Origin of the sequence: Rhizobium lusitanum (assembly GCF_014189535.1) — a bacterium.
GTDB lineage: Bacteria > Pseudomonadota > Alphaproteobacteria > Rhizobiales > Rhizobiaceae > Rhizobium > Rhizobium lusitanum_C.
The window spans coordinates 1,657,077-1,669,103 of record NZ_CP050308.1 but is presented as its reverse complement, the minus strand read 5'-3'; the positions used below and the strand labels follow the sequence as shown (position 1 = coordinate 1,669,103).

Sequence of the window (12,027 nt, the reverse complement as noted above, 5' to 3'; positions counted from 1 at the left end):
GCGGTCTCTGTTTATGGCTAAGCTTGGGGTGGATAGTTTTTCGTATAATAGAACAGATTGTATATGAGGAATTTTCTCTAAGTTTTCTGTACGTAAAGCCGGATTTAAGTTTTTATATAGTTCATGTATCATTCGCGGCGATCGCGTTTGTCATTTTGCTCTTCAGAAAGATGTCTCGCAATTCAAAGAAGCCCTAAGCCTCTTCCGGCCGATCCTTCGGGTCGAATTGCGACAGGGTTGTCCAGGTCGCGGTGAGCGCGGGTTTGCGCTCATTCTCTATCTCGACGCTGACGTCGTAGGTCAGCATAAGCATATTGGCGCCGCGCAGCCGGGTTTCGGCAAGCACGAAGCGACCGCGAATGCGGGTGCCGGATTTGACCGGCGACATGAAGCGGATCTTTTCGAAGCCGTAGTTGATGCCCATGATCTCCTCGCGGATCTTGGGCAGGGCGCTGTAGTTCATGGCCGAGAGCAGCGACAGCGTCAGGAAGCCGTGCGCGATCGTGCCGCCATAGGGCGTTTCGGCCTTGGCGCGTTCGGGATCGACATGGATGAACTGATGGTCGAGCGTCGCATCGGCAAACGTGTCGATCATGGTCTGGTCGACCGTGATCCAGTCGGAAGTGCCGAGTTCGGTTCCGACACGCTTCATGATCTCAACAAGCGAAATATCGCCGGGCATAGGATACTCTTCCGTTCTGGTGCTTCTTCGCCCTTTCTGGCGAAGAAGGCCGGAAAGATGCAAGGAAATCAGTTTTCGATGAGGAAGCTGACGGAGCGCGCCGATGCCGTGATTTCGCTCTGAACCGTCGACGTTCCCTGCGGGGTCAGCAACGACCAGCCGCCTTTAGTCGACGCAGGGAGTTTGAAGCGTTGTTCCCCGTGTCCGCGATTGAGCAGTATGGCCAGACATGTCTTCCCGCCACTGTCGCGGTCTGATGTCTCGATCGCCATGCCGAGGAGGCAGGCATCCGACCGCTCCCAATCGGATACCGTCATCGCCATGCCCTCGGCGGAGAACCAGAGCACGTCGCCGTCACCTTTGAAAAATCCCATGTCGCTGAAGGCTGAGAGGCGGCGGCGGAGGCTGGCGAGCCAGGCGGTGTGGCCGATCAACTCCTCGTCCAGCGCTGCCCAGTCCATCCAGGTGATGTCGTTGTCCTGGCAATAGGCATTGTTGTTGCCGCGCTGCGTGCGGCCGCCTTCGTCGCCGGCGGTTAGCATGATGGTGCCGCGCGTGGCAAAGAGCGTGGAGAGCATGGCCTCGATATCGGCGCGGCGCTTGCTGAGTGTGGCCAGATCGTCCGTCCTACCCTCGACACCATTATTCCAGGAGAGGTTTTCGTTGTGACCGTCGCGGTTGTTCTCGCCGTTCGCCTCGTTGTGCTTGTTCTCGTAGGAGACGATGTCCAACAGCGTGAAGCCGTCATGGGCGGCGAGGAAGTTGACGCTGCGCGTCTGGGTTCTGCCATCACGGCCGAAGATGGATGAGGAGCCGGCAAGGATGGTGGCGATGTCGCCGGTCTTGCCGCCGTCGCCGCGCCAGAAGCGGCGCAGGTCGTCGCGGGCACGGTCGTTCCATTCCAGGAAAGGGGCCGGAAAATTGCCGAGCTGATAGCCGCCAGGCCCTATATCCCAGGGCTCGGCAATCATGATGCGATCCTGAAGCACCTCGTCGGTAAACAGGGACCGCAGGGTCAGGCTTTCGGGATCGAAACCTGTGGGCGTACGACCGATGATGGTGGCGAGGTCGAAGCGGAAGCCGTCGATGCCGGCGTGAAGGACGAAATGACGCAGGCTGTCGACAATGAGCCGGCGGGTCGCCGACTGGTCGCAGGCGACGGTATTGCCGGTGCCAGTGTCGTTGACGAGCGTGCCCGGCTGATTTGGCTGATGGCGGAAATAGGTGGGGTTGTCGAGGCCGCGCAATGATAGCGTCGGGCCCTGCCGGTCGCTCTCGCCGGTATGGTTGAAAACCAGATCGAGGATGACGGCGATGCCCTCGGCGTGAAGGGCGGCGACGGTCTCGCGCAACTCCGTGATGCCGCCGGGCACGAGACGCGGGTCGAGCGCCATGAAGGCAACGGGATTGTAGCCCCAGCCATTGGTAAGGCCGAGCGGCGGCAGATGCCGTTCGTCGATCCATGCTGTGATCGGCATGAGTTCGACGGCGTCGACCTGCAGGCGCTTCAAATGGGCGATGACGGCGGGTTGGGCGAGGGCGGCCAGTGTGCCGCGTTTTTCCACCGGCACGTCCGGATGCAGCATGGTGAAAGGCTTGACGGCGATTTCATAGATCAGGCCGCCCGGCTGGAACAGCGGCTTGGCCGGCTTGACCGTGACGTCGCGCGAAACGATTGCCTTCGGCATCAGATCCTGCGTATCCTCGCCGATTGTGCCGAGGCGCGGGTCGTATTGGAAAGGCTGATCGAGCTCTTTGGCATAGGGATCGACCAGCAGCTTGGAAGGATCGAACCACAAGCCCTGGTCGGGATCATAAGTGCCGTGGGCGCGAAAGCCATAGCGTGCGCCGGCCTTGATGCCCTTCACGAACAGGCGATGTTCATCGCCTTCACGCGTCAGCGGCAGACGCGCAACCTCAATTTTGCCCTCGGCATCGAACAGGCAGAGCTCGATCCTGTCGGCATGTTTGGACCAGACTGCGAACTCCGCTCCCTTGTCGGTGAGGGTGGCGCCGAGGGATCGGGTGGCGGGCTCTTGCATGTCTCGCGGGCTTTCTGCTTCGTTCAGCAGCTCCTGGCCCCTTCTCCCCGCAAATGCGGGGAGAAGGGGTTTAGACTGTAGGCTCAGGTAATCACCGTCGGCGCGTCGCGGCCGGTGTGGCCCTTGATGTCGGCGATGGCCTGGGCGGCGTCGATGAGGTCGGCCAGCGCTTCCTGCGTCTCGATGTTGTGGCGGGTCGAATCGGGCTCATAACGCTCGATATAGACGCGCAGGGTGGCACCCGTCGTGCCGGTGCCGGAGAGACGGAAGACCACGCGGGAGCCGCCTTCGAAAAAGACGCGGATGCCCTGGTGTTGGCTAACGGACTTGTCGATCGGATCATGATAGGCAAAGTCGTCAGCGGCCGAAACCGTGAGGTCGCCGAATTTCGTGCCCGGCAAGGTCGGCAGCTTTTCGTGCAGCGCGTCGATCAGACCGTTGGCGGCATCGGTGTCGACGCCTTCATAGTCGTGACGCGAATAATAGTTGCGGCCGTAGGTCGCCCAATGCTGGGTGACGATATCGATGACGCTTTCGCCGCGCACTGCGAGGATATTGAGCCAGAGCAGCACGGCCCAAAGGCCATCCTTTTCACGGACATGGTTCGAGCCGGTGCCGGAGCTTTCCTCGCCGCAGATCGTCGCCATGCCGGCGTCGAGCAGGTTGCCGAAGAATTTCCAGCCGGTCGGGGTCTCATACATGCCGATGCCGCGCTTTTCGGCGACACGGTCGGCAGCGCCGCTGGTCGGCATGGAGCGGGCGATGCCGCTAAGCCCGCTCGAATAGCCGGGTGCGAGATTAGCGTTGGCGGCAAGGATCGCCAGGCTGTCCGAGGGTGTGACGTAAATGCCCTTGCCGATAATCAGGTTACGGTCGCCGTCGCCGTCCGATGCCGCGCCGAAATCGGGCGCATCCTCGCCCATCATCTCGTCATAGAGCTCTTTGCAATGGACGAGGTTCGGGTCAGGGTGATGGCCGCCGAAATCGGGCAGCGGCAGGAAGTTGCGCACCGAGCCATCCGGCGCGCCGAGACGGATTTCGAAGATTTCCTTGGCATAGGGGCCGGTCACGGCACTCATCGCGTCGAAGTTGAGGCGGAAGCCGAGGCTGATGAGGTTGCGGATGGCGCCGAAATCGAACAGCTCTTCCATCAGGGCCGCATAATCCTCGACCGGGTCGATGACCGAGACGATCATGCCGCCGACATCTTCGCGGGCGATGCGATCGAGATTGATGTCGGGGAAATTGGCGATCTTGTAGCTATCGATGACCTTGGAGCGCTCGTAGATCGCGTCGGTGATCTTTTCCGGCGCCGGGCCGCCATTGCTGATGTTGTACTTGATGCCGAAGTCTTCGGTCGGGCCGCCGGGATTGTGGCTGGCCGACAATATGATGCCGCCGAAAGCCTTGTATTTGCGGATGATGTGCGAGGCAGCGGGCGTCGAGAGGATGCCGCCCTTGCCGACCATTACCTTGCCGAAACCGTTGGCAGCGGCCATCTTGATGGCCTTCTGGATGGCTTCGCGATTGTAGTACCGGCCGTCACCGCCGATGACCAGGCACTTGCCCTGATAACCTTCGAGCGAATCGAAGATCGACTGGATGAAGTTCTCGGCATAGTTCGGTTGCTGGAATACCGGAACCTTCTTCCGAAGGCCTGACGTACCAGGCTTCTGATCGGCATAGGGGGTGGTGGTAACGGTTTTAATCATCGGGTTAAGCGCCTCTCGAGACAAGTCTGGAGTAGAGAGCCGCGTAGCGTTCTGCGCTCTTACCCCAGGATACGTCGGATTTCATGCCCTGCTTTTGCATCTGCGTCCAGACCTTTCGGTCCTGGAAAAGGTACATGGCGCGGCGGATGGCCTGCAGCAACCCTTCGGCGGTGACGGGTGAAAATTGAATACCGGTTGCGACCTTGGCCTGCAGCGCGGCATGGTTGGCGTCGATGACGGTGTCGTTGAGACCACCCGTACGCGCGACGATTGGCAGGCAGCCATATCTTAAGCCATAAAGTTGCGTGAGGCCACAGGGTTCGAAGCGGGAGGGAATGATGATGGCGTCGGAGCCGGCCTGCATCATATGCGACATCGCTTCGTTATAGCCGGCGGAAACGCTGACGCGGCCGCGATGGCGACCGGCGGCGGCAAAGAGCGCCCCTTCGAGAGCGGTGTCGCCTGCGCCGAGGATGGCGAGCTTGCCGCCCATGGCGACGATATCGCTGGAAATGCTGGCGAGCAGGTCCATGCCCTTCTGCCAGGTCAGCCGGCTGACGACGCAGAAAATCGGCCCGTTATCGTCGTCCAGGCCAAAATGTTCGACCACCTGCTTGCGATTGGCGGCGCGGTCCTTCAGCGTCGATGCTCCGTAGCTCTGGGCGATCATCGGGTCGGTTTCGGGATTCCAGACGCCATCGTCGATGCCATTCACGATCCCATGCAGGCTGGCGGCGCGGCTGGCGATGACACCTTCGAGCCCCATGCCGAATTCCGGCGTCAGGATCTCCCCGGCATAGGAAGGGCTGACGGTGGTCAGGGCATGGGCGGTATGCAGGCCGCCCTTCAGGAAGCCGATATCGCCGTAATATTCGATGCCTTGCATCGAGAAGGCATGTTGGGGCAGGCGCAGGCCGGGGAAGATGCTGGGGCCGAACTGGCCCTGGAAGGCGATGTTATGGATGGTAAGGACGCTCGGTAGTTCCGGCGTCGAAGAGTAGCGCATGTAGACAGGCACCAGAGCCGATTGCCAGTCGTGCACATGCACCAGATCCGGCTGCCAGCCGGGCATCAAGCCACTGGCGATTTCCGCGCCGGCAAGCGACAGGGCGGCAAAGCGCCGCCAGTTGTCGGGATAATCCTTGCCGGTGGCGTCGACATAGGGGCCGCCGGTGCGGTTGTAATAGGCCGGTGCGTCGAGCACGAGGAAGGAAATCCCGCTGTGCTCGACTTCGAAGACGGTCGCCTTTTCGCCGAGCAGGTCGGCGAATTCGAGGCGGGCCACCGGATTGCGGATGGCCTTCATGACCGCCGGATAGCCCGGAATCAGCGTCTTCATCTCGACGCCAAAAGGCTTCAGTGCGCCAGGCAGGGCGCCGGCCACATCGGCCAGGCCCCCTGTCTTGATCAAAGGGAAGACTTCGGATGCAACCGAAAGAACTTTCATCTGTCAGATATCCAGCTTGTCGATCATCGTCTGCGTGATCAGGCAGATACCACTTTCCGTGCGGCGGAAGCGCTTGGCATCCAGCTCCGGCTCCTCGCCGACCACCAGGCCTTCCGGGATGTTGACACCATGGTCGATGACGACGTTCTTCAACTGGGCGTGACGCCCGACCTTGACGCTTGGCAGCACCACGGCCCCTTCCAGCTTGGAATAGGAGTTGGCGCGCACGCCGGTAAACAGCAGGCTGTTCGACAGGCTCGCACCGGAGATGATGCAATCGCCGGCAACGACGGATGAGACGGCCGAACCACGGCGTTTTTCGTCGTCATGGACGAACTTGGCTGGCGGGCTAATTTCCGCATAGGTCCAGATCGGCCAGGACTTGTCGTAGATATCGAGTTCCGGCACCACGGCGGTCAGATCGATATTGGCCTGCCAATAGGCGTCGATCGTGCCGACGTCGCGCCAATAGGCATGCCGCTCGAAATCGGAGCGAACGCAGGACTGTGCGAAGCGGTGGGCGACGGCTTTGCCATTCTTGACGATGTAGGGAATGATGTCCTTGCCGAAGTCGCGGCTGGAGTTCGGGTCGGCGGCGTCCCGGCGCAGGCATTCGATCAGGAATTTCGTGTGGAAGACGTAGATGCCCATCGACGCCAGTGCGAATTCCGGATTGCCGGGAATGCCCGGTGGATCAGCTGGCTTCTCCACGAAGTCGATGACCTCGTCCTTTTCGTTGACATGCATGACGCCGAAGCCGACGGCTTCCATGCGTGGCACTTCCAGGCAGCCGATGGTGACCTGGGCACCGGAATCGACGTGCTGCTGCAGCATCCACTCGTAGTCCATCTTGTAAATATGGTCGCCGGCGAGGATGACCATATATTCCGGACCATAGGGCTCGATGATGTCGATGTTCTGGTAGACGGCGTCGGCCGTACCTTCATACCATTGCGTTTCGGAAACGCGCTGGGAGGCCGGCAGGATGTCGAAGCTCTCGTTTCGTTCCGGTCGGAAGAAGTTCCAGCCGCGCTGCATGTGGCGGATCAAGGAGTGCGCCTTGTACTGGGTTGCCACGCCGATGCGTCGGATACCGGAATTGAGTGCGTTCGAGAGTGCAAAATCGATGATGCGGGTTTTACCGCCAAAATAGACGGCCGGCTTGGCGCGGCGGTCGGTTAGTTCCTTCAGGCGGCTGCCACGGCCCCCGGCAAGAACATAGGCCATGGCGTCGCGCGCCAGCGGCTGAAAGCGTTTTTCTACCATTTCATTCCTCCCTGTCCGTAATGGTCTTAAAATTCCGGTTCGAGCATGATGGTTGCCAGCGGCGGCAGCGTTATCGTTGCCTGTATGCTGCCACCCGCATTGACGGCCTGGACACGCCCGCCATTCCCCTTGCCGCTGCCGCCATAAATGTCGGCATCGGTATTCAGTATTTCGCGCCACCGTCCCTCAGCCGGAAGGCGCAAACTATAATTCTCGCGGAAGACCGGCGTGAAATTGGTGATGATTGCCACCGGCTTCTCGCCCGGCGCCTTGCGCAGCCATGCGAAGACCGAATTTTCGAAATCATCGACGATCAGCCACTCGAAACCCTCGCCTTCACAGTCGCGGGCATGCAAGGCCGGCTTGCTGCGATAGGTGAAGTTGAGATCCCGCACCAGGCGCCGCATGCCCTCATGCATGCGATATTGCAGCAGGTTCCAGTCCAGCGCGCGCTCTTCGCTCCACTCGCTCCATTGCGCGAATTCCTGGCCCATGAACAGCAGCTTCTTGCCGGGATAACCCCACATGAAGGCATAGTAGGCACGCAGATTGGCGAATTTCTGCCAGTCGTCGCCCGCCATCTTGGCAATCAGCGATCCCTTGCCGTGCACCACTTCGTCATGGGAGAGCGGCAGGACGAAGTTTTCCGAGAAGGCGTAGATCAGGCCGAAGGTCAGCTCATTGTGATGATACTTGCGGTGAACATGCTCGCGGGCGAGATAGCTCAGCGTGTCGTGCATGAAGCCCATGTTCCACTTGAAGCCGAAGCCAAGGCCGCCTTCGTGGACCGGCTGCGATACCTTCGGCCAGGAGGTCGATTCCTCGGCGATGGTCATGACACCGGGATGCGCGCCATAGAGCCGGCTGTTCATCGATTGCAGGAAACGAACGGCCTCCAGGTTCTCGTTGCCGCCATACTCGTTTGGGATCCATTCGTCGTGCTTGCGCGAATAGTCGAGGTAGAGCATCGAAGCGACCGCGTCGACGCGCACGCCGTCGAGATGGAACTTCTCGGCCCAGTAGAGCGCGTTATTCTGCAGGTAGGCGAGAACTTCGGTGCGGCCGAAATTGTAGATCGCCGTGTTCCAGTCGGGATGAAAGCCCTTGCGTGGGTCTTCATGTTCATAAAGGGCAGTGCCATCGAACTGGCGCAGGCCGTGTTCGTCGGTTGGGAAATGCGCTGGCACCCAATCGAGAAGGACACCGATGCCGACTTTGTGACAGCCGTTGACGAAGCGCGCGAACCCTTCTGGCTCGCCGAAGCGGGCTGTTGGCGCATAGAGGCCGGTAGTCTGATAGCCCCAGGACGGATCGTAGGGGTGCTCGGTGATCGGCATGAGTTCGATATGGGTGAAGCCCATGTCGACGCAATAGGGGATGAGGCGCGAGGCGAGCTCGTCCCAGGACAGCATCGAGCCGTCCTCACGACGCTGCCAGGAGCCGGCATGCACCTCATAGATCGAGATCGGCTGGCGACGCTGATCGACGCTTGCCCAATGCTCGCGGTGGGCCGTGTCTTCCCAGACCTGGGTCATCTCGTTGGCGGTGACCGAGGCGGTCTTCGGGCGAAGTTCGCTGCGGCGGGCGAAGGGATCGGCCTTCAGCGGCAGCAGAACGCCGTCACGGCCGCGGATCTCGAACTTATAGGCGACGCCGGCGGGAACATCAGGCGCGAAAATTTCCCAGATGCCGGAGTCGGAGCGAAACCGCATGACATGCCGACGGCCGTCCCAACCGTTGAAATCGCCGACCACTGAGACGCGCTGCGCGTTCGGTGCCCAGACGGCGAAGTGAAAGCCCTGCACGCCCTCGTGTTTTATCGGGTGTGCGCCCATCTTGTCGAACAGGCGCAGATGCGTGCCTTCACGGAGGAAGTAGTCGTCCATCGGGCCAAGGACCGGCCCAAAGCTGTAGGGGTCGGTTACGGCCCATTCGACGTCGCCACGCCGGGCGCGATAGCGCACTGGCTGCAGCTTGGCGATCTTGACGCTGCCGGCAAAGAAACCGGCCGGGTCGAGGCAATCCAACTCGCCGATGACGGTGCCGTCGAGCGACATGGCGGTTACGGCTTCGGCGCCGAGAATGAAACAACGGGCAATAAAGCCGTCATCCGTCCGGTGCACGCCAAGGACGGCGAACGGATCGGAATGGCTGCCTGCGAGAATTGCAGCAATCTCGTCTGCCGAAATGTCCCTCAAGGCTATGCCGTCAACGGGTCTTTTCGGCTTTTTCATCCGGCTCTCCAAATTTCCTTGGCATATTGACGGATCGTCCGATCGGAGGAGAACCAGCCCATGCGAGCGGTGTTGTTGATCGTCTTGGCATACCATTCTGAGGGATTGGCCCAGATCGTGTCGACGTCGCGCTGTGCGGCGGCATAAGCATCGAAATCGGCCGCGACCATGAACCAGTCGTGGGTATAGATACCGTCGATCAGAGCGGCATAACGGGTGCGGTCGTCCGGCGAGAAGACACCCGAGGCGATGGCATCGAGCGCTTGCGCCAGTTCGCGCGAACGCGCGATGACGGCGCGCGGGTCGTGGCCGTCACTGCGCAAATTGGCGACTTCATCGGCCGTCAGGCCGAAGATGACGATATTGTCCTCGCCGACATTGTCGCGCATCTCGACATTGGCGCCATCCAGCGTGCCGATGGTCAGCGCGCCGTTGAGGCCGAATTTCATGTTGCCGGTGCCGGACGCTTCCATACCGGCCGTCGAGATCTGCTCGGACAGGTCGGCGGCCGGAACCATGATCTCAGCCAGCGAGACATTGTAGTTCGGCACGAAGACGACCTTCAGCAGGCCGCGCACCGACGGGTCATTGTTGATGACGCGGGCGACGTCGTTGATCAGCTTGATGATCAGCTTGGCGTTGTGATAGCTCGGCGCCGCCTTGCCGGCGAACAGCTTTACGCGTGGCTGCCAGTCCAGTTCCGGATGGGAACGGATCTGGTCGTAGAGTGCTACGGTCTCGATGATGTTCAGCAGCTGGCGTTTGTATTCATGGATGCGCTTGATCTGGATGTCGAACATCGCGTTGGGATCGAGCTTGATTCCCATACGGCTGGCGACCAGATTGGAGAGCTGCACCTTGTTGGCACGCTTGATGGCGGCGAATTTCTCCTGAAAGGCGCTGTCGCGAGCGAACTTGTCGAGTGGCTTCAGCTTTTCGGCATCGTCGAGGAAATCGTCGCCGATGGCCTCGCGGATGAGGCCTGTCAGGCCAGGATTGCATTGCATCAGCCAGCGGCGCGGCGTGATGCCGTTGGTCTTGTTGTTGATGCGATCCGGATAGAGCTTGTGCAGGTCGGCAAAGACAGTGACCTTCATCAGGTCGGTATGCAGCGCCGAGACGCCGTTGATCGAATGCGAGCCAACGAAGGCGAGGTTGCCCATGCGCAGGCGCCGGTCGCCGTTCTCGTCGATCAGCGAGATCGAGCGGATTTCCGCATCGCTGAAATTGCGGGTCTTGCGGGCCTCGAGCAGGATCTTGGCGTTGATCGTGTAGGCGATCTGCATGTGCCGCGGCAGCAGTCGTTCGAACAGCGGCACCGGCCAGCTTTCCAGCGCTTCGGGCAGAAGCGTATGGTTGGTGTAGGCGAAGGTATCGCGGGTAATATTCCAGGCATGCTCGAAATCCATGCCGTGAACATCGACCAAGAGACGCATCATTTCGGCAATGGAGACGGCCGGATGGGTGTCGTTGAGCTGGATCGCGACCTTGTCGGCCAGATTGTTCAGGTCGTCATACTGCTGCAGATGGCGGCGCAGGATGTCTTGCAGCGAGGCGGAGGAGAAGAAGAACTCCTGGCGCAGGCGCAGCTCCTGGCCGGCGGGGGTGCCATCGGCCGGATAGAGGACGCGGGTCAGGCTTTCGGCCTTGTTGCTTTCGCGCAGTGCGCCGATGTGATCGCCGGCGTTGAAGGCGTCGAGCAGGATCGGGTCGATCGGCTGGGCCGACCAGAGACGCAGCGTGTTGACGCGGTTGCCGCGCCAGCCGACGACGGGTGTATCGAAGGCGGCGGCGATGACGCGCTCGGCAGGTTTCCAGACGTAGCGGGGCTGGTCATCATGATCGCCAACGGTTTCGACGGCGCCGCCGAAGCCGATTTCATAGGCGCTTTCCCGGCGCTCGAATTCCCAGGGGTTGCCGTGGGCAAGCCAGGTTTCCGGCAGCTCCACCTGCCAGCCGTCGGCCATCTGCTGACGGAAGAGACCGTGGACATAGCGGATGCCGTAGCCATAGGCCGGGACCTCGACGGTGGCCATCGATTCCATGAAACAGGCAGCCAGACGACCAAGACCACCATTGCCGAGCGCCGCATCGGGCTCGAGACCGGCAATCACACGGATATCGACACCGAGCGAGGAGAGTGCGTGGGTGATCTCCTCCATCAGGCCGAGGTTGGAGACCGCATCACGCATCAGGCGGCCGATGAGGAATTCGAGGGAGAGATAATAGACGCGCTTGGCGTCGGTCTCGTAGGCCCGGCGGGTCGATTCCATCCACTTGTCGATGACGCGGTCGCGAATGACGAGGATGGTTGCGGTCAGCCAATCATGCGGCTTGGCGACTTTCGCGTCCTTGCCGATGCGATAGGTCAGGCGCTCGATGATTTCCTCTGCGAGGATTTCAGGGCGGGAACTGCGGGGAGCTGGGGCGGGGAGATTGGCCTTCGTCAAGCTATTCATACTATCAACTCTCGCCATTTGTGATTTATATTCAGAATGTTACGCCTGAGTAAACCAAATTGCCATCTCGTCTAACTAGCAGTTTACGCACCGATGTAAAGTTGTTGCAACAGGTGAATTCCGACGGAGGTGAAAATAGCCCACCAGCATTCCCGAGGCAGCGAAAAGACTTGATTTCGGTTGTT

The 12,027-nt window shown here is 60.6% G+C and carries 7 protein-coding genes; all 7 read right to left on the bottom strand.

What is annotated here, in order from left to right; translation table 11 throughout:
- Positions 1-193 precede the first annotated feature (193 nt).
- Positions 194-682 carry a MaoC family dehydratase gene (locus HB780_RS21820; protein WP_183696446.1) on the bottom strand — a complete coding sequence of 163 codons (489 nt, stop codon included), beginning with the start codon at positions 680-682 and terminating at the stop codon, positions 194-196.
- Positions 683-750: 68 nt separating this feature from the next.
- Positions 751-2,724 (bottom strand): glycogen debranching protein GlgX, encoded by a 1,974-nt coding sequence (gene glgX / locus HB780_RS21815; RefSeq protein ID WP_183696443.1) that lies wholly within the window; start codon positions 2,722-2,724, stop codon positions 751-753.
- Positions 2,725-2,807: 83 nt separating this feature from the next.
- Positions 2,808-4,436: an alpha-D-glucose phosphate-specific phosphoglucomutase gene (locus tag HB780_RS21810; RefSeq protein ID WP_183696440.1), complete on the bottom strand. Its 1,629-nt coding sequence runs from the start codon at positions 4,434-4,436 to the stop codon at positions 2,808-2,810.
- Positions 4,437-4,440: 4 nt separating this feature from the next.
- Positions 4,441-5,883: a glycogen synthase GlgA gene (gene glgA / locus HB780_RS21805; protein WP_183696437.1), complete on the bottom strand. Its 1,443-nt coding sequence runs from the start codon at positions 5,881-5,883 to the stop codon at positions 4,441-4,443.
- Between the two features lie 3 nt (positions 5,884-5,886).
- Entirely contained in the window at positions 5,887-7,149 is a 1,263-nt protein-coding gene (gene glgC, locus HB780_RS21800; protein WP_183696434.1) for a glucose-1-phosphate adenylyltransferase, read from the bottom strand.
- A 26-nt stretch (positions 7,150-7,175) separates the two neighbouring features.
- A complete protein-coding gene (glgB, locus tag HB780_RS21795) occupies positions 7,176-9,383 on the bottom strand; it encodes a 1,4-alpha-glucan branching protein GlgB (RefSeq protein WP_183696431.1) in 2,208 nt (735 codons plus the stop codon).
- Positions 9,380-11,842: a glycogen/starch/alpha-glucan phosphorylase gene (locus HB780_RS21790; RefSeq protein ID WP_183696428.1), complete on the bottom strand. Its 2,463-nt coding sequence runs from the start codon at positions 11,840-11,842 to the stop codon at positions 9,380-9,382. Before HB780_RS21790 ends, glgB begins: the two co-directional genes overlap by 4 nt.
- Between the last annotated feature and the right edge of the window lie 185 nt (positions 11,843-12,027).